The 19,019-nt window shown below is 38.3% G+C and carries 16 protein-coding genes; 15 read left to right on the top strand and 1 reads right to left on the bottom strand.

The window, feature by feature from the left end:
* Nucleotides 1-2,085: 2,085 nt before the first annotated feature.
* The 15 genes from mltG (at nt 2,086) to FCJ93_RS12970 (ending at nt 18,148) form a co-directional block, all read left to right on the top strand.
* Nucleotides 2,086-3,216: an endolytic transglycosylase MltG gene (mltG, locus tag FCJ93_RS13040; protein ID WP_137743863.1), complete on the top strand. Its 1,131-nt coding sequence runs from the start codon at nt 2,086-2,088 to the stop codon at nt 3,214-3,216.
* Between the two features lie 351 nt (nt 3,217-3,567).
* Nucleotides 3,568-4,203 carry an O-methyltransferase gene (locus tag FCJ93_RS13035; protein ID WP_137743866.1) on the top strand — a complete coding sequence of 212 codons (636 nt, stop codon included), beginning with the start codon at nt 3,568-3,570 and terminating at the stop codon, nt 4,201-4,203.
* Between the two features lie 5 nt (nt 4,204-4,208).
* Nucleotides 4,209-5,138 (top strand): peptidase U32 family protein, encoded by a 930-nt coding sequence (locus tag FCJ93_RS13030; protein WP_137743862.1) that lies wholly within the window; start codon nt 4,209-4,211, stop codon nt 5,136-5,138.
* 199 nt (nt 5,139-5,337) lie between these two features.
* On the top strand, nt 5,338-6,609 hold the full coding sequence (locus tag FCJ93_RS13025) for a peptidase U32 family protein (protein WP_095306921.1): 1,272 nt from the start codon (nt 5,338-5,340) through the stop codon (nt 6,607-6,609).
* Nucleotides 6,610-6,613: 4 nt separating this feature from the next.
* Nucleotides 6,614-7,246 carry a uridine kinase gene (udk, locus tag FCJ93_RS13020; RefSeq protein WP_095306915.1) on the top strand — a complete coding sequence of 211 codons (633 nt, stop codon included), beginning with the start codon at nt 6,614-6,616 and terminating at the stop codon, nt 7,244-7,246.
* A gap of 402 nt (nt 7,247-7,648) precedes the next feature.
* Entirely contained in the window at nt 7,649-8,125 is a 477-nt protein-coding gene (gene greA / locus FCJ93_RS13015; RefSeq protein ID WP_095306909.1) for a transcription elongation factor GreA, read from the top strand.
* 246 nt (nt 8,126-8,371) lie between these two features.
* A complete protein-coding gene (locus FCJ93_RS13010) occupies nt 8,372-10,144 on the top strand; it encodes a peptidoglycan D,D-transpeptidase FtsI family protein (protein WP_095306907.1) in 1,773 nt (590 codons plus the stop codon).
* Between the two features lie 181 nt (nt 10,145-10,325).
* Nucleotides 10,326-10,967 carry a YrrS family protein gene (locus FCJ93_RS13005; protein ID WP_095306906.1) on the top strand — a complete coding sequence of 214 codons (642 nt, stop codon included), beginning with the start codon at nt 10,326-10,328 and terminating at the stop codon, nt 10,965-10,967.
* 400 nt (nt 10,968-11,367) lie between these two features.
* Nucleotides 11,368-12,006, top strand: a complete 639-nt coding sequence (locus tag FCJ93_RS13000; protein ID WP_095306905.1) for a class I SAM-dependent methyltransferase — start codon at nt 11,368-11,370, stop codon at nt 12,004-12,006.
* Between the two features lie 15 nt (nt 12,007-12,021).
* A complete protein-coding gene (gene mtnN / locus FCJ93_RS12995) occupies nt 12,022-12,723 on the top strand; it encodes a 5'-methylthioadenosine/S-adenosylhomocysteine nucleosidase (RefSeq protein WP_095306904.1) in 702 nt (233 codons plus the stop codon).
* Nucleotides 12,724-12,838: 115 nt separating this feature from the next.
* A complete protein-coding gene (locus FCJ93_RS12990; protein ID WP_095306903.1) occupies nt 12,839-13,762 on the top strand; it encodes a PLP-dependent cysteine synthase family protein in 924 nt (307 codons plus the stop codon).
* Between the two features lies 1 nt (nt 13,763).
* Nucleotides 13,764-14,903 (top strand): bifunctional cystathionine gamma-lyase/homocysteine desulfhydrase, encoded by a 1,140-nt coding sequence (locus tag FCJ93_RS12985; protein WP_095306902.1) that lies wholly within the window; start codon nt 13,764-13,766, stop codon nt 14,901-14,903.
* Nucleotides 14,904-15,341: 438 nt separating this feature from the next.
* On the top strand, nt 15,342-15,482 hold the full coding sequence (locus FCJ93_RS12980) for a YrzI family small protein (RefSeq protein ID WP_095306901.1): 141 nt from the start codon (nt 15,342-15,344) through the stop codon (nt 15,480-15,482).
* A gap of 768 nt (nt 15,483-16,250) precedes the next feature.
* Nucleotides 16,251-16,943 (top strand): FadR/GntR family transcriptional regulator, encoded by a 693-nt coding sequence (locus FCJ93_RS12975; RefSeq protein WP_095306900.1) that lies wholly within the window; start codon nt 16,251-16,253, stop codon nt 16,941-16,943.
* Nucleotides 16,940-18,148 carry a CynX/NimT family MFS transporter gene (locus tag FCJ93_RS12970; protein WP_137743861.1) on the top strand — a complete coding sequence of 403 codons (1,209 nt, stop codon included), beginning with the start codon at nt 16,940-16,942 and terminating at the stop codon, nt 18,146-18,148. Before FCJ93_RS12975 ends, FCJ93_RS12970 begins: the two co-directional genes overlap by 4 nt.
* Nucleotides 18,149-18,272: 124 nt before the next feature.
* On the opposite strand, the gene sigK is transcribed toward FCJ93_RS12970, so the two are convergent.
* Nucleotides 18,273-18,992, bottom strand: coding sequence for an RNA polymerase sporulation sigma factor SigK (gene sigK / locus FCJ93_RS12965; RefSeq protein ID WP_095306899.1), 720 nt, complete (start codon nt 18,990-18,992; stop codon nt 18,273-18,275).
* Nucleotides 18,993-19,019 lie beyond the last annotated feature (27 nt).

The following is a 19,019-nucleotide window of genomic DNA, read 5'->3' as shown; positions in this document are numbered from 1 at the left end:
CCAAAACCCCTACCTCCAGTAAAATAACGTCAATTCCTATTTTACTAAAGTAGTAGGTTGATTGAGCAAAAGTGTAAAATCTTATCAAGCAATAACTGTCAACTTTATTCTAGCGTTTACAAGAGTAAGCCGGATAAAGAATTATTTGATATTTTTTTATTCAAAAATCCTCCATTTTGTAAAAAAGTTAATAAAAGAAATTTTAAAAAAAGCAGAGAAAGAATCTATATAAATAGATCCTTTCTCTATCTATCAGAATAGTAAGGTCTCGTCATATAAAACCAACTACCGATTTTACCATAAAGATTTGAGAAAGATTTACCAAGTATAGAAAATTGAAGTAAAGAATCTTGGTACCTATAAGCATAATTAGGACTAGTTGCTCCACTTCCACTAATAATTACTTTACCTGAAGTTCTATACTGTCTTATAGACCAAGAGCGGCTAAAAGCTTTTAAAGCAAAAGTTGTGCCTAGTCCAACAATATTTAACCAAGCTCCAATTTTACTTGTAATTTCACTTTTGGCTATACTGAAACCTTGTCAAGTAAGCTACTACTGTAACTAAGTAATTTAAGGTTTCTCCCGCATCAGAAAAACTATATTTAGAGGAACCTTGATAAATAGGTGTCCAATTATTAGCCATTATATAGTAAAACTGTTATTATTTATGTTAGTAATTTCCTCCTCATAAAATTCTTCTACCGTCAATGACATAGAAAGAATCATCCTGTGTATAGGTGAATATATGTTGTTCTCCAGAACTACTATCAGAAGATACTACAATACTGTCCTTTCCTTTTTTGGATATAACTAGATCTATCGATTCATCTTGGTGTTTAACATTTTGACATTAAAATTGATACAAAAGATGTTCATTCATTAGTCCAAAAAATAATAAATAAAAATAATATTAATAACTTTTTTGAATGGTATAGTGTTTTAAAAGCAGCAAGTCTACTAGGAATCTTAGATAGTGATGATATAAATCGCTTGCTAAACAGATTTTTAAGTCCTGAAGGAGGTGTAATAGGGGATTTAACTAATAATACTTCTGATTCATTATTTTCAACTTTTCTTATGTTAACATTAATTAAAGAAGTGAATTAGTAAGTTATTCAAGGAGGAGTTTAAGTGGACTTAGTCAGCGCTATAGTTAACATTATATATTTTTTATTAGTTTTGTATTTAATCTCCTGGTTCGCTAGGAAAATCAATAAAATTGAAGAACGATTAATCAGATTAGAAAAAAACTTGAATTTATTTCCAATCAAGACAAAAATGGAAAAAAGTAACGGAGTCTTTTTTTCTCCAAAAGAATAAGCTTAGACAATTGAAATGTTTTTGCCTTGAACAGTTATAATTATTTAGAAATTCCGTAAACTCCAATTAAACAACGTATATAAACAAGAAGCATCTCCTAGTGCGGTAAATGTATAAATTTGTGGAGGTGCTTTTTTTACATGCCAAAGCAGAAACTAATAATCCATTTCGATCATAAATTTTCATATGATCCACTTCATCAACAGCTCCTTCTAGTAAACCGTGGACAATCAAAACGGCAAGCGTAGAAATCTTCTTCAACAACGGTTTGGTTCAGCACATCATTCAAACGTATAGGAGGGGGCTGAAACATCCTTAAAACTCCACTATACAAGTGTTTAAAATATTTATATCATTTGCGGAAAAACAGACATGCGTAAAGGAATTGACGGATTAGCGACACGATTTGTATTTGGTCATTTTCAAATTCATTGATAATATTGGCGTTTACAATTGCTTGTTTCCGCATTATCTGTTTAAAAAAACTCTCGCTTTCTTTTGTGAGAGGGAAATTATATGAATATGAATAATGATGCCAATCATTTCAAAACTCTACAATATGCTCCGCTGTAATGCTACTTGAGTCGTATTCTTCGCAGTGATTGTTGCAAAAATGCTCGATTTTCTTGATCTTCCATGATGCAAATATGCTGTTTTTATGTCTTTTATTGCGAATTTAATAAAAAAAATATAGTATAATAATGCGAGATGATTGGCTAGTAGAGGAAATGATATCCATTTTCTTTTATTTGGGGGGAAACCGATGGCATCAGATGAAAAAAAATCAAAGAAAGAATATATGCGTGAAAAAATGATAGAGCGTCAGCAAGAAGCGAAAGTCGTACGAAAAATCGTATTTATCATATCGAGCGTATTATTTTTACTTATCGGAGGAACATTAACAGGTGGTTATTTTTACATAAAAAATGCATTGCAGCCTGTTGATCCGGATAGTAAAACAGAGAAAAAAGTCGAAATTCCTATTGGATCTTCTGTTACAGGAATTTCGCAAATATTAGAAGAAAATGGCATTATAAAAGATGCGAAAGTATTTAAATATTATGTGAAATTTAAGAATGAATCAGAATTTATGGCAGGAGAATATTCAATGACACCGGCCATGACATTTCCTGAAATCATTGAAAGCTTAAAGACAGGAAAAATAGAAGAAGAGGTTGTCTTTAAAATTACCATTCCTGAAGGAAAACAATTGAGTGAGATTGCAACAATTATTGGTGAGAAGACAGATCACGATGTGGATGAGGTGTTTGCTCAATTAAATGATGAGGCATTTATAAATAAGATGATGCAATTATACCCTAACCTCTTAACGAATGAGATTTTTAATGAAAATATCAAATATCCTTTAGAAGGATATTTATTCCCAGCTACCTACCCTTATTATAAGGAAGATCCTTCAATAGAGGAGATTGTCACGGTGATGTTGGCGAAGTCTGAAGAAGTAATTGAACAATATACTGGTCCAATGGCAGAAATGGAATATACACCGCACCAATTATTAACAATGGCATCATTGATTGAGGAAGAGGCAACTGAGCAAGTAGAAAGAGATCAAATTGCGAGTGTTTTTTACAATCGTATGGATATTGACATGCCTTTACAAACAGATCCGACGGTCTTATATGCGCTTGGAGAGCATAAAGACAGGGTTTTGTATGAGGATCTAGAAGTAAATGATCCTTATAACACATATAAGAATAAAGGTTTAACTCCCGGACCAATTGCTAACGCTGGAGTTTCTTCAATTGAGGCTGCATTATATCCAGCGGAAACAGACTTCCTGTACTTCTTAGCCACAGGAGCTGGAGATGTACTGTTCTCCAAGACATTGGATGAACATAATCGCAAAAAAGCGGAACATATCACGAATTAATATCGTACAGTTTATATTTTAGGAAAAATAGGTTCTCTTACAAGTGAGGCAAAGAACCCATACATGGCTTCATAAAGGCTGGAATGTGCATGTGCATTCCAGTCTTTTTTCGTAATATTAATCATTTTTCTAGACTATTATCGAATATTGTGATATTAAAACATATATGCTAAAATAGAAAAAGTGTTTTATAGGACAGCCGATAGCGTGTATCACAGAAAAGCTCGATTCTCTTTGATGGCTTAGCCAATATCCTGCGAATCTACTCTGTGGACGCTATTTTTTCATGTCTATAGATATGTACCTTCCGTTTTATTGCATGGAAACGGGAGAACCGAGGTGAAACAATCGATGCATGGAGAAATAGAGCAATACATTGAACAGATGATTCCAAAAAGAACAGAGCTTTTTCAACAAATGGAAAAATTAGCTCTGCAACAGCAAGTGCCCATTATGGAGCCGACTGGAATTGAAGCGCTTCTACAAATATTGCGAATTCAAAAGCCAGCCTCTATTTTGGAAGTTGGAGCAGCTATTGGTTATTCCGCTTTAAGGATGGCGGATGCTCTTCCCAATGCAACAATCGTTACTATTGAACGAGACGAAGAGCGTTATTCGCAAGCGGAGAGTTTTTTTGAGCAGGCGGGTAAACAAGATCAAATTTACTTAATTAAAGGAGATGCGCTGGAGGTCGAAGCTGAGGTTAAGCGCTTTGCGCCGTTTGATGTGATCTTTATTGATGCGGCAAAAGGGCAGTATAGACGATTCTTTGAAATGTATTCTTCTTATTTATCGAAGGATGGAATCATGATTACTGATAATGTCTTATTTAAAGGGCTTGTGTGTGATCCTCATATTGAAAATCGACGTATTCGAAGCTTAGTGAGAAAAATTCACGAGTTTAATGAATGGCTGATGGGACATTCTCAATATGATACGGTTATTTTACCTGTTGGAGATGGCGTTGCGATAAGTAAAAAGAGGTGAAAAAGTTGAAAAAACCTGAATTATTAGTGACACCAAAGAGTGTTGACGATATATTGTCATTGTCTGATGCAGGTGCAGATGCATTTGTCATTGGAGAAGAGCGTTACGGCTTAAGACTTGCCGGTGAATTCTCAAAAGATGACATTATGAAAGCGACGGAATCCGCCCATGCAAAAGGGAAAAAGGTATATGTTGCTGTTAATGCGATCTTTCATAATGAAAAGATCGATGAACTTTATGATTATCTGAGATTTCTCAATGATGCTAAAGTAGATGCAGTGATTTTTGGCGATCCCGCTGTTTTAATGATTGCCAGAGAAGTTGCTCCTGAGCTCAAGCTGCATTGGAGCACGGAAACAACAGGAACGAACTGGTACCATTGTAATTATTGGGGGAAAAAAGGGGCTAAGCGTGCAGTATTAGCGAAAGAAATTAATTTAGAATCGGTTATTGAAATCAAAGAGCATGCAGAGGTTGAAATTGAAGTTCAGATTCATGGCATGACTGCAATGTTTCAATCAAAGCGTTCCTTGCTGGGAAATTATTTTGAGTACCAAGGAAAAGCACTTGAAATTGAAAACCGCAAAGAAAATAAAAATATGTTTTTGCACGATAAAGAGCGTGAAAGCAAATATCCAATTTTTGAGGATTCCAATGGGACGCATATTATGAGTCCAAATGATATTTGTATGATTGATGAATTGCAAGAGCTAATAGAAGCAGAAATTGATTCTTTTAAAATTGACGGGATTTTAAAAAGCTCTGAATATATTGAGGCAGTAACAGCCCTTTATCGAAAAGCAATTGACCTTTGTGCAAACGATCCCGATCAATATGAAGACGAAAAAGATGAATTATTAGCTGAGATAGAAAAAATCCAACCACCAAACCGCAAACTCGATACCGGCTTCTTCTTTAAAGAAACAGTTTATTAAAAGAAAAGCGGAGAGCGCTTGCCCATCGGCGACAAGCATAAGACAGGCTGGCAGGGAGGTTGTTTTTAACCTCCTTGACAGAATGGCTTATGACCTCGAGCCGATAGCGCTCGGAGCTGGACAAAAAGAAAAGCGGAAGCGGATTGAATTCTACAAGAGATAAGAAAAGTTAGTTTTAAAATAAAAGGGAGGTTCACGAATGACCACGACAATGCGAGATCGTATTTCAGAAATTGTGGACGGAAAGCGTGTTATTGTGAAAAAGCCGGAATTGCTCGCACCTGCGGGGAATCTTGAAAAATTAAAAATTGCTGTTCACTATGGTGCGGATGCAGTTTTTATTGGTGGTCAAGAGTATGGATTGCGCTCAAATGCAGGGAATTTCACATTTGAAGAAATGAAGGAAGGCGTGGAGTTTGCCAAAAAATATGGGGCAAAAATCTACGTAACCACCAATATATTTGCTCATAATGAAAACATTGATGGTTTAGAAGAGTATATTCTCGGTTTAAAAGAAGCTGGGGTTGCTGGAATCATCGTTGCAGATCCGCTTATAATTGAGACCTGTCGCAGATTAGCACCTGAAATAGAAGTGCATTTAAGTACACAGCAATCGCTTTCAAACTGGAAAGCAGTCCAGTTTTGGAAGGAAGAAGGCTTGGAGCGAGTAGTACTTGCCCGTGAAACAAGTGCAGAAGAAATTGAATTAATGAAAGAGAAAGTCGATATCGAAATTGAGACGTTTATTCACGGGGCAATGTGCATCGCGTATTCAGGCCGTTGTACATTAAGTAATCATATGACAGCACGCGATTCTAATCGAGGCGGCTGCTGTCAATCTTGTCGTTGGGACTATGATTTATATGATTTGCAAGGAGATAAAGAGGTTTCCTTATTTTCTGAAGGAGATGCACCGTTTGCAATGAGTCCCAAGGATTTAAAGTTGATTGAATCAATTCCGCGGATGATTGAAATAGGTATTGATAGCTTGAAAATTGAAGGAAGAATGAAATCGATTCACTACGTTGCAACTGTTGTCAGTGTATATCGAAAAGTGATTGATGCTTATTGTGCTGATCCAGACAATTTTAAGATCAAGCGTGAATGGATCGAAGAACTTGATAAATGTGCTAATCGTGATACAGCGCCAGCATTTTTTGAAGGAATTCCAGGGTATAAAGAGCAAATGTTTGGAAACCATAGCAAGAAGACGAAATTTGACTTTGTTGGACTCGTGCTTGATTATGATCCGGAAACGAAAATGGTCACATTGCAGCAGCGTAACCATTTCAAACCGGGTCAAGAAGTGGAGTTCTTCGGACCGGAAATAAATAATTTTACGCACGTCATTGAGAAGATTTGGGACGAGGATGGAAATGAGTTAGATGCGGCCCGTCATCCACTACAAATTGTGAAATTTAAAGTGAACCAACCCGTTTACCCGAACAACATGATGCGAAAGGAGCTTTAAGAGGATGCGCAAGCCTGTTGTCATTGGTGTAACCGGAGGGTCCGGTTCAGGAAAAACAAGTGTTACTCGCTCGATTTATAATCGTTTTAAAGGACATTCCATTTTAATGATTGAGCAAGATTCTTATTACAAGGATCAGTCTCATCTTCCTTTTGAGGAGCGCTTAAAAACGAATTATGATCATCCGCTTGCGTTTGATAATGATTTGCTATTTGAACACATTCAATCTCTGCAAAATTATCAATCGATTGAAAAACCTGTATACGATTATGCACTCCATACCCGATCTGAAGAAGTGGTAGTGGTTGAGCCCAGGGATGTTATTATCTTAGAAGGAATACTTGTATTAGAGGATGAACGATTAAGAAGTATTATGGATATTAAGCTTTATGTTGATACCGATGCTGATATTCGCATTATTCGTCGTTTATCCCGTGATATTAAAGAGCGTGGTCGGACATTAGATTCTGTCATTGACCAATATGTAAATGTTGTTCGGCCAATGCATAATCAGTTTATTGAGCCGACGAAGCGCTATGCTGATATTATTGTTCCTGAAGGTGGACATAATCATGTGGCGATTGACTTGATGGTCACAAAGATTCAAACAATTCTTGAACAAAAATCAATTTTATGACACAATAGGCAGTAAATAAGAAAAACGGTTTCAAAAAATAGCACGTAGAGATTAGCTCGTTTTGTCTCTTGCAGGCTAACTTGGAAAAGATTATTTTTTCTTATTCTAAACAAGGAGAATGGTTTCTTACACCTTAACTGCGCGCCCTGAAAAAATAAGGGCGCGCTCCTATGCATTTTACGAATAGGGTGTACGCTTGTTACATATAGTATTTTTTAACTGAGAAGGGAGATATTCACTCATTAAAGAATACGAATAGAATCAAGGGCATTACACCCATCAATTAGTATGGGAGTGGTTTTTGTCCCTTTTTGATAAGTGGAACAATACCATTGCTCGAGATAAAAATATAAACATCCACAATCTATATGGGGGTTGTGAAACTAGAAGGAGTGAAGGATTTTGGCTACAGAGAAAGTATTCCCGATGACATTAGCGGGAAAGGAAAAATTACAACAGGAATTAGAACATCTTAAATCAGTAAAGAGAAAAGAAGTGGTTGAAAGAATAAAAATTGCCCGTAGCTTCGGTGATTTATCTGAGAACTCTGAGTATGACTCCGCAAAAGAAGAGCAAGCATTTGTTGAGGGTAGAATTACAACAATAGAAAATATGATCCGCAATGCAAAAATTATTGAAGAAGACGAGTTAAGTGGCGATGTTGTGACACTAGGTAATTCAGTTACATTTGTAGAATTGCCGGATGGGGAAGAGGAAACATATACAATTGTTGGAAGTGCAGAAGCAGATCCATTTGAAGGGAAAATCTCTAATGATTCTCCGATTGCCAAAAGCTTATTAGGCAAAAAAGTAGATGATGAAGTTACAGTGCAAACCCCAGGTGGAGAAATGAACGTACGTATTACAAAAATTAAATAACAGGTTTTGTTAAAAAATTCAGTTGAGAAAACAGGCTTTTGCTCATTGCGTGTGAAATCTTCGTTTCACACGCTTCTCAGTTGATTTCACGAACAGAGATAAAATGAGCCAAAAGCCAACACTGACATATAACAAAGTGCAAATAATCAATATTTATGGGGATATTGTCCCTAATTTACGCAAATTACCTCTTTCGGTGGTTTGAAACGAAAACACCTCGTCAAAACTCTTGATGAGGTGTTTTTTATGTGGAGAAAAAGAATAATCGTTATGATTGTGATTATATTCTGCTCACTAACCGTGTTAATGGGCAGACTTGTTCAGTTGCAGCTCGCAGCAACTGAACATTTTTCCAAGCGTCAAGTGAATTTGATTGAGGCGAGCGTGAAGCAACGTTCACAAGAAATGATTATTGATAATGGAAGAGGAAGCTTTCTTGACCGGAATGGGGAATATTTAGTCCATAAAAAGATGCCCGTTCTCATTCTCTTTCCGTTTTTAAAGAATATGACATGGGATGTAGAAAAGGTAGCGGAAATTATGGAAGTTTCACCAATTGCACTTAAACAGGCAGTAGAAGAAGCGAAGGAACCGATTGCATTTGGTAACCCTGAAATTGTTACGTTAACTGATAAGCAGATGAGCGAAGTTAACCGTCTTGAAATACCAGGTGTTTTTGCTGTGGAAAAAAAATATTCTTTAACAGATTATTCGGCTGAACAATTAATTGGAATAACAGGGCAAAATCCCGATACAATTAAAAAGAGATATCCAGATAAGGAGCTTCCATTAAATACGCTCATTGGCTTGACAGGTTTGGAAAAAAGCTTTGACGAATTTCTTCTACCAGACGGCGAGTCGAAACTTGTCTATCATGTTGACGGTATTGGCGGACCGTTATTCGGGATTAATGTGAAATATGTTGAACCTGCGAATCCGTTTTATCCTGTCAATGTGAAGACGACATTGGACAAGAAAATGCAGGAGCTTGCCGAGAAGCTTGTCGACCAACACCAGATCAAAAAAGGAGGGCTCGTACTTCTTGATATTGAAACCAATTCGATTCTCGCTCTTGTATCGAGACCGACTATTAACAAAAAGGCTCCATTTGAAGAAGGTATTCATAATATGATGGTCAGTCAGCATATTCCAGGCTCTGTTTTTAAAACAGTTGTTGCGGCGGCAGCTATTGAGCATGAACTTGATGATCCTACAAGGGAATTTGATTGCAATAAAACGATCATGGGAAAAGAGGATCCGAATTATCAGCATGGCATGCTTAATTTTACAGAAAGCTTTGCTTTAAGCTGCAATAACACGTTTGGAACATTAGCGAAGGAATTGAAGGAGATGGACGAGGGACTAATAGAAGATTATGCTAAAAAGCTTTCTCTCCTTGGCCCTGTTAGCTGGGAAGGGGATATTTATCATTTTGAGCATTTTCGACAAATTGCAGATGAGGATAAAGGCCGAATTTTTTTAGATGAGTCTGCGAAAAAGGATGATAATTTTGTTGCGATGACTGGAATTGGACAACATGAAGTAAGAGTCACACCGCTTGCAGTAGCTAATATGATGGCCACAATCGCTAGAGGAGGAAAGGGAGAAATGGTAAGGGTCGCTACAGAGATTGAATACCGGAATGGAACTTCCCTGCTTCCATTTGAGAAAAAAACACTAGAGAATGAAGCTATTTCGCCGTATACGGCAATGAAGCTACAAAAGCTCCTACGTGAAGTCGTAGTGAATGAGGAGGGAACGGGAAGAGGGTTGCAAGGTCTTCCTTATGATGTTGCTGGCAAATCAGGTACTGCGGAAACGGGAATTATGGATGGAGATAGGCAATTGTTAAACAAGTGGTTTGCCGGCTATTTTCCATTCGAACAACCGAAATACGCACTGGTTGCTGTTAATTTAGGTGTAGATGATTCAGAAGGCTCTGTTACTCCACTTTTCGCAGAGATGGTAAAGGGTTTATACGAACTAGATCATCATCTGAATGAGAAGTCTGTTGAGTAGCAATAAAAGGATGCATTTTGGGGCTATTTTCTCAATGAATAAAGGATTGGTGCTGATTTGAACGATAGTATCATTTTATCTAGGTGGTATATCCCTTCAAGTTTTTACGGAGACATGATAGAATGTTGTCATCCTTAAAAGTGAAAGTAGATTGATTGTGGCTTGGGGAGGGCAATAACGAATGAATAATGAATATGATGGCTCGCGTTATCAGCGACGTACAAAAGAAAGAAAAAAGAATGTCATACTGAATAGTTTAATAGGTATAGTGTTAATATTAATCATCCTTGTTTCTTACTACATTTTTTCTGGGAATGGGGATGAGGAAAATACGCAACAACAGGAAATTGAAACAGAAGAGCGGGGAGAGACTGAGGAATCACCAGAAGAAGCCGAAAAGGAATCAACTGTCGATGAGACTGAACCGATTGTAGATGCTGAAGAAGAGACGATGACAGAAGAGGTGGAACAATCCCCTTCTAATGATGAAGAAGAGATCGTCACAGAGGGTGGAAGCGATTCAAATGTAATTCGTACGATTGTAAATCCGGGATGGGAACCGGTTGGAACTGTACAAACGGGTGTACATGTTAATCAATATGATGGAATTGACTGGGATGAGATGGTGAAAGCCATTCATTATGCGACAGGGTTAGCAGAAAATAATATGACCATCCATTTTTTAGGGAATAATGGGCCAAATAAATCTGTCGGAACGGTTTATTCAAAAAACAAAGCAGAAATCTACCGCGTTTACATAGAATGGGTTGATGGCAGAGGCTGGAAACCGACGAAGGTAGAAGAATTGGCAGAAATTAGATAAATAAATATGAACGAAAGTAACAATGGAGCAGTTGGAGATTGAATTTCTCAATCCTCAGCTGCTCCATTTTTTGTTTCTTTTATTCGCCTGGCAAACTATTAAGTCAAGTAAGAATAGCATCAAAAAGAAATCCAAAGTACTGGTTCTTTCCAGTTGCACTGAGTACTAAAAAATTTTATTGCTTCAACCCCGCGAATATTTTGCGCCTTCATTAATCCAAAGATCATTCATTTGTGAAAATACTGTCAAGAAGCAACAAACTTTTTTATTTTGAAAACGAATCAATTTATTGCCTAGGTCTGCTTCATGTGGTACATTAAGAACGTATTTTTCACAAAATCATAGTATACTCATAGGAATTATTATATTTTAAAATATATCAAATTTGGAGAGTGTCGGTATGGGAAAAGAATTTATTGAGCTATTTGAACAATGGGCCGACCACTATGATGAAACAGTAACAGGCCATGATCTGGAATATAAAGAAGTATTTCGACATTATGAAGCCATTTTAGCTGAGGTAGCCAAACGCACTTTCGGGCATGTTATTGAATTTGGTCCTGGTACAGGAAATTTGACAGAAGAGCTGCTTAAAAGAGGGAGAACGGTTACAGCCTTCGAGCCTTCTCCTGCCATGAGGAATCTTGCGCAAGAAAAGATCGGAAATCGGGCAGAAATTAAAGAGGGCGATTTTTTAAGCTTTGAATTCAAAAAGAGTGTGCAATCCATTGTCAGTTCATATGCATTTCACCATTTAACAGACAAAGAAAAAGCGGAAGCTATTGCTGCTTATGGAAACATCCTCGAATCAGGTGGTAAAATAGTGTTTGCGGATACGATGTATGAATCGGTTGAAGCATATAAGCAAGCGATTAAAGACGCTAGCGAAAAAGGCTTTCACAATTTAGCGGAGGATCTGGAACGGGAATATTATACAACCATTCCCATTTTAAAAGAGATGCTAGAGGCGAATCATTTTACAGTATCCTTTGAAAAAATGAATGATTTTGTCTGGATTATGGAAGCATTAAAAAAATAAGAAAGAGGTATGAACATGACAATTGCCATTATTGGAGCCATGGAAGAAGAGGTTACTTTATTAAGAGAGAAGATGGAAAATAGGACTGTAGAAACAATTGCTGGATGTGAATATACTCTAGGCACAATAGCTGGAAAAAAGGTTATTTTGCTTCGTTCAGGGATTGGTAAAGTAAATGCGGCAATGTCAACATCGATTTTATTAGTAAAATATAAGCCTGATTACGTTATCAATACAGGATCCGCCGGAGGCTTTCATCCTCAATTAAATGTTGGTGATATTGTCATTTCTGATGAGGTTCGTCATCATGATGTAGACGTTACTGCCTTTGGGTATGAATATGGGCAAGTTCCTCAGCTTCCGCCTGCTTTTGAAGCAAATGGAGAATTAGTTCAAATCGCGCAAAAAGCAGCGGCTGAAATTGATGAAATTCAAGTCGTAACAGGTTTGATTGCAACAGGGGATTCCTTTATGAGTGATCCGAAACGTGTAGAGGCAATTAAAGATAAATTCGTCAACCTGCAAGCTGTTGAGATGGAAGCAGCTGCGATTGCACAAGTAGCCTATCAGTTTGGAATACCGTTTGTTATTATTCGGGCGCTTTCTGATATTGCAGGAAAGGAATCTGATCTGTCATTTGAACAATTTTTAGAAAAAGCTGCTATCAATTCTGCTACACTGGTGCTTAAAATCGTGGCTGCGATTGCGAAAAGCTAAAAACGAAATTTATACATTTGCGAAAACCAGAAGGAGCAATATTTTAATGCGGCACTTTTCGCTATCCAATGGGAGCTATGTTCGCGAAAAGAGTCTTTCATAAAGGGTGAGAAGGTTGAACGTGTATAAAAATATTCATGAACTCATCGGGCGTACTCCAATGCTGGAAATTAGCCAATTTCCGCTTCCCGAAGGGGTTCGAATCTTCGCTAAGCTTGAGTTTTTTAATCCTGGAGGAAGCGTAAAGGACCGTTTAGGAGTGGAGCTTCTCCATGAAGCATTAGCGGCAGGTAAAATAAAGGAAGGCAGTACAATTATAGAGCCCACTGCTGGAAATACGGGAATTGGACTAGCGCTGGCAGCGATTCATTCTGGAATTCGCGTGATGGTTTGTGTTCCTGAAAAATTTAGTTTGGAAAAGCAAGAGCTAATGAAGGCTTTAGGAGCAGAAATCGTTCATACTCCGACAGAAGAGGGGATGCGAGGGGCGATTAAGAAGGCAGATGAATTGCTTCAACAAATTCCTAATTCATTTTCGCCACAGCAATTTGCCAACCCAGCAAACCCCAATACGTATTATAAGACGTTGGGACCAGAAATTTGGGAGCAATTAGATGGACAGATTGATATATTTATTGCTGGAGCAGGTACGGGTGGTACCTTTATGGGAACGGCACGGTATTTAAAAGAGCAGAATGAAGATATTAAAACAGTGATCGTAGAGCCTGAAGGATCGATTTTAAATGGAGGCGAATCTGGGCCGCATAAAACGGAAGGGATCGGAATGGAATTTCTCCCAGAATATATGGAGACAAGTTACTTTAACGCTATTCATACAGTCTTAGATAAAGATGCTTTTACGCTAGTCACAGAGCTTGCCAGGAGAGAAGGTTTACTAGTGGGGAGTTCATCTGGAGCGGCTTTCTTCGCTGCCTTAGAAGAAGCAAAGAACGCCCAAAAAGGGACTAATATTGTCGTGATATTTCCAGATGGTAGTGAAAGATATTTAAGTAAGAAGATTTATGAAGGAGGGATTTAGGATGAAACGCAAAACAATGTTAATTCATGGCGGAATCTCAGGAGATCCTGCGACTGGTGCTGTTTCAGTACCGATTTATCAGGTAAGCACATATAAGCAGGATGGTGTTGGTGGTCATAAAGGGTTCGAATATTCCCGTACAGGTAACCCGACCCGTCATGCCCTGGAGGAGCTTATAAAAGAGGTGGAAGGGGGCCATGCTGGTTTTGCATTCGGTTCAGGAATGGCAGCGATTACTGCGGTTGTCATGTTATTTAATAGCGGCGACCACATTGTTCTGACCGATGATGTATATGGTGGGACCTATCGGGTCATTGCTAAAGTTTTGAACCGCTTTGGCATTGAAGCTACTTTTGTCGATACAAGTAATTTAGAGGAGATCGAAAAAGCAATCAAAGAAAATACAAAGGCCGTTTATATCGAGACACCGACGAATCCATTGCTGAAAATTACGGACATTCGCGAAGCCGCAAAGATAGCAAAAAGGCATCGGTTATTAACGATTGTGGATAATACATTTTCAACCCCATATTGGCAAAATCCAATTGAGCTTGGAGCGGACATCGTCCTCCATAGTGCTACGAAATACATTGGCGGTCATTCTGATGTTGTAGCTGGACTGGTGGTTGTTAACAGTGAGAAGCTTGCTGAGGAGTTGCATTTCGTACAAAACTCTACAGGTGGAGTGTTAGGGCCGCAGGATTCTTGGTTATTAATGCGAGGAATGAAAACGCTGGGAATTAGAATGGAAGAGACAGAGGTCAACACGAAAGAAATTGTTGCATTTCTTGAGCAGCATCCTCGTGTTCATAAAGTCTATTATCCTGGGTTATCAATACATCCAAATCATGAAATTGCCAAAAAACAAGCAAGAGGATTCGGGGGTATGGTTTCCTTCGATGTCGGAAGTGAAGAGAATGCGGATAAGCTTTTGCGAAAGGTGAAATATTTTACACTTGCAGAAAGTTTAGGCGCTGTGGAAAGCCTCATATCTGTGCCTGCTCGGATGACACATGCCTCTATTCCAAAAGAGCGTCGTGCTGCGTTAGGGATCACTGACGGCCTAGTGCGAATCTCAGTGGGCCTGGAAGATGTGGAGGACTTGATTGATGATTTAAAACAAGGATTAGAAGAGGAATAAAAGCTTGTTTAATAAAATAGGCAAAAAAAAGGTTTACAATTATTAAAATTGTGGATATAATTACCACTAGAAGCGAAATATTCTAAAAGGAGGTCGAAGAAAATGATGAAGTTTAAAGGAAGTTTATTAATTGAATCTGCAATTTCATATGCATTATTTTCACATTCGACCGACAAGGAATGGATCGCCTAATTTATGACCTTTTATAAATAAGCATTCATGCCGCAGGGAGAATTGTGTCCTGCGGCTTTTTATGCACTTTTTTAGCCGCAGTTCGAAAGCTCTGCGGCATTTTTGTGTCCAAAAAGGTTAGGTAAAGTGGAAGGAGGGTATTGATAAAGGTGATGAATCAAAATAACATGGAGCTTTCATCGTATCAATGCATGTTCGATGATTTCAGTCCTTCGCTACTGAATGGATTTAAAGGAGGTGATAGGTATGACACTTAATATTTTATTCTTTACTGTGACAATCAAAAAACGAAATATTACCCTTGAAGAAGCAATTCGTGATCAGCAGGCAATGGATGCATATGAACAGGCAAAAACACGGGTATTGGACGCTCAGCGCTTATTTTAAAATTTATTCTAAAAAAATGATAGAAAGGTGGGCATAATGATGATGTTTTTAATGCAAAGGAGAAATGGAGTATTTTGGGTGGAGAAGGATACTACCTAACGAAACGGCTAATATGTTAGGAGTGAGCTTATGTATTTAAAGGTGTTGTTGTTGACCCTTGAATTTAAGCTGATGAAAAAGAAAAAATAAATAGTTTACTTTAACAGAATGTTCACATTCCACCAACGTTATTACGTTATGAATATGTTAAATTCGAATTAACAACATATTTAAATCATATGGGGTGTGGCAAAATGTTTTTAATTGTGATGGGTTTTGTCGTTTGTGGAACAATCGGTTTAATTATTGCATCGGAAGTTACAACTGTAGAGGAATAAAAAAGAAGAAACTGTCTGAAAAGACCAAAAAAGTAGTGATGAAAATGAATAGTTTTCACCGCTACTTTTTTTGAGTGTTTGATTTTCTCTGAAAGAAACTGAAAACCACCCGTTAATTGAAGTCTTCTTTCTTTTGATTGCTTGGCAGGCCATTATCCAACTGACTAGAGGCGATTTTAATTATTCTAAAAACCTCCAATTAATGCTTTCTCCTTTTTATAGCATCCAGAATTGCTTGATTTTGTTCAGTTATTGGGCGAAATCACAAATTAATCTTCCTCTTTCTTTGATGCGTTTATTTCATTTTATTGTTTTAATATAAGAGGAATGATAAAATGCCTATTAACCAAACATCCTATGTTTGATAATTCTAATACCGGAGGATGGGTTCATGCTTCAGAAACCAAATCGACAAACGCTTGTTGAGCAAGTTGCATTACAAATGGAAAGTTTAATCGAATCTGGTAATTGGGGAGTAGGGATGCGCATTCCAGCCGAGCCAGAGTTGATGAAAGAGTTGAATATTAGCCGAAATACGTTAAGGGAAGCAATTCGGGCATTAATACATTCCGGACTTTTGAAGACGAAACAAGGTGACGGAACTTATGTCTGTTCTTCAAGTGCTTTAGGTGCAGCGATGAAAAGACGCATTTTGCGTTCGGATACATTACAAACGTTAGAAGTTAGACATGCTCTCGAACGTGAGGGAGCTCATCTAGCTGCACAACGCAGAACAAGCGGTGAGGTGCGTGAACTTCTTGTCCAGTTGGAACGTTGTGAGGAAGCGGCAAAATCAAGTGATATTGACCGTTTTGTAACGGAGGATATACATTTACACCAAATAATCATCAAGGCGTCTCATAATGAAATATTGATTGAAATATACAGCCATATTGCTGAAGCATTGCAAGATTCAATTACAAGCTTGACTCGTTATGAAGCTGGCGCGAATTTCTTGGAAATACATCGGCAATTGGTCGAAGCGATTGTCGACCAGGATGCTGATCGTGCCGTAGAAGCAGTTCATTGCTATATCCAGGAATCAAAAGAAGTTATCATCAAAGAACAGGAGGAGCAACCATGACTGTGCACAGCGATGCAAAATTAACTGCTTCAAAACAGTCGTATTCATTGGGGTGGCCGATTATTTTAGGCATCGTCCTTATTTCATTGACGATGCGGTCACCGTTAACGTCGGTAGGCCCATTGATCGGATCCATTCGCGAATCCCTTGAGTTGTCAAATACTGCTGCCGGCCTGCTCACAACATTGCCGTTGCTTGCTTTCGCGATTCTTTCACCGTTCGCGCCTATTTTAGCGCGTCGTTTCGGGATGGAACGAATCATGCTTTATGCATTGATTTTGTTAATGTTTGGTATTGCAATCCGTACGTTGCCTGCAATCGTTCCATTGTTTGTTGGCACCATTTTGCTTGGACTCGCGATTGCCGTGTGCAACGTGCTAATTCCAAGTTTGATTAAACGGGATTTTCCTCGTAAAGTTGGTCTTATGACAGGGATGTATTCAGTGTCCATGAATTTATGCGGTGCGATTGCATCAGGTGTGAGTATTCCGCTTGCCCATAATCTTGGTTTAGGTTGGAATGGCGCACTTGGAATTTGGGGATTGCTCGTTCTAATATCCATGCTATTTTGGCTACCTCAAGTTCGGGTGAGTCGAGCGTCAGCTGGGATGGCAAGTAACGGTGTGTCGGTTCGGCGAAGTCTGTGGCGCTCACCGCTGGCTTGGACGATTACACTTTTTATGGGATTGCAGTCACTGCTTTTTTATGTATTGATTGCTTGGTTACCTGAAATCATGACAAGCCGAGGCTTAAGTGAGGACAGTGCTGGTTGGATGCTCTTTTTATTTCAAATGGCATCGCTGCCTGTATCATTTGTTGTCCCGATCGTTGCAGGACGCATGAAGAACCAACGTTTGCTCGTTTTAATCATGGCTTTCCTGTTTTTTGTTTCATTGGGTGGTCTTTATTTCAGCGATAATATACTTATCTCGTTATGGACAATTTTATTAGGAATTGCTGGGGGATGTGCGTTCAGTTTAGCTATGATCTTTTTGAGTTTACGGACAAAAAATGCCTCTGATGCCGCTTCTTTGTCCGGTATGTCGCAATCGGTTGGGTATTTGCTGGCAGCGACAGGACCGACTTTGTTTGGGTTGTTCCATGACATTACGGCTAGCTGGCACCTTCCGATCCTATTGTTGCTTATGGTCAGTGTTCTCCTTTTTATATTTGGCCTAGGTGCGTCAAATGATCGTACAGTTTAAGATGCTTTTTTCAGGAAAGCTCATACTTAGAAAACCTACGAATTGCCGAGATGAATCTTTTCATCTAATGATAGTTTGATAAAATGAAATAGAAGCCGGATCTATAGACCGGCTTCTACAAGCTTTATCTTCCTTCTTTTCGTTTTTCTTTCTCAGCCCGATAAAATTCATGAAACATCTTCATCAGTGCACGCTTTTCAATCCGGGACACATAACTCCGGGAAATTCCAAGCTCTTTTGCGATTTCGCGCTGCGTTTTTTCCTTTTTTAAATCTAAACCAAATCGACCGACAATCACTTCTCGTTCACGGCCATCCAACACATCAATGTATTCCTTGACCTTTTCCAGCTCCATATTCAATTGAATGGTGTCGATGACATCTTCAGAATCAGATTTTAATACATCAATGAGAGAAATTTCATTCCCTTCTTTGTCCTGCCCAATCGGATCATGAAGAGAAACATCCTTTTTTGTCTTTTTTAAAGCTCGCAAATGCATTAATATTTCGTTTTCAATACAACGAGCAGCATAGGTGGCAAGCTTTGTCCCTTTTCCTTCTGAATAGCTCTCAATCGCTTTGATTAATCCGATTGTACCGATGGAAATCAAATCCTCTGAATCTTCACCCGTATTTTCAAACTTTTTCACAATATGGGCCACAAGTCGTAAATTATGCTCGATTAGCATATTGCGAGCATGGCTATCACCTTCAGCCATTGAACGTAAAAATTTCTTTTCATCTTCAGGTGATAATGGTTGAGGAAAGGCGTTGTTCTTTACATAAGAGACAAGAAAGAAAATCTCTTTAATCAAGACTCCAAGTGCAGTCAAAATTCCAGACATATTGGCACCTCCGCTAATGTAACATTC

It is taken from the genome of Robertmurraya siralis (assembly GCF_005502275.1).
GTDB lineage: Bacteria > Bacillota > Bacilli > Bacillales > Cytobacillaceae > Robertmurraya > Robertmurraya siralis.
This window is presented reverse-complemented; position numbering and strand designations above follow the sequence as displayed.

Bases quoted from the DNA above. Each gene is read 5' to 3' on its own strand.
- FCJ93_RS13035 (WP_137743866.1), top strand. From the start codon at position 3,568: ATGCATGGAGAAATAGAGCAATACATTGAACAGATGATTCCAAAAAGA.
- mtnN (WP_095306904.1), top strand. From the start codon at position 12,022: ATGACAATTGCCATTATTGGAGCCATGGAAGAAGAGGTTACTTTATTA.
- FCJ93_RS13025 (WP_095306921.1), top strand. From the start codon at position 5,338: ATGACCACGACAATGCGAGATCGTATTTCAGAAATTGTGGACGGAAAG.
- FCJ93_RS12970 (WP_137743861.1), top strand. From the start codon at position 16,940: ATGACTGTGCACAGCGATGCAAAATTAACTGCTTCAAAACAGTCGTAT.
- sigK (WP_095306899.1), bottom strand. From the start codon at position 18,992: ATGTCTGGAATTTTGACTGCACTTGGAGTCTTGATTAAAGAGATTTTC.
- FCJ93_RS13005 (WP_095306906.1), top strand. From the start codon at position 10,326: ATGAATAATGAATATGATGGCTCGCGTTATCAGCGACGTACAAAAGAA.
- mltG (WP_137743863.1), top strand. From the start codon at position 2,086: ATGGCATCAGATGAAAAAAAATCAAAGAAAGAATATATGCGTGAAAAA.
- FCJ93_RS13000 (WP_095306905.1), top strand. From the start codon at position 11,368: ATGGGAAAAGAATTTATTGAGCTATTTGAACAATGGGCCGACCACTAT.
- FCJ93_RS13010 (WP_095306907.1), top strand. From the start codon at position 8,372: ATGTGGAGAAAAAGAATAATCGTTATGATTGTGATTATATTCTGCTCA.
- udk (WP_095306915.1), top strand. From the start codon at position 6,614: ATGCGCAAGCCTGTTGTCATTGGTGTAACCGGAGGGTCCGGTTCAGGA.
- FCJ93_RS12975 (WP_095306900.1), top strand. From the start codon at position 16,251: ATGCTTCAGAAACCAAATCGACAAACGCTTGTTGAGCAAGTTGCATTA.
- FCJ93_RS12980 (WP_095306901.1), top strand. From the start codon at position 15,342: ATGACACTTAATATTTTATTCTTTACTGTGACAATCAAAAAACGAAAT.
- FCJ93_RS12985 (WP_095306902.1), top strand. From the start codon at position 13,764: ATGAAACGCAAAACAATGTTAATTCATGGCGGAATCTCAGGAGATCCT.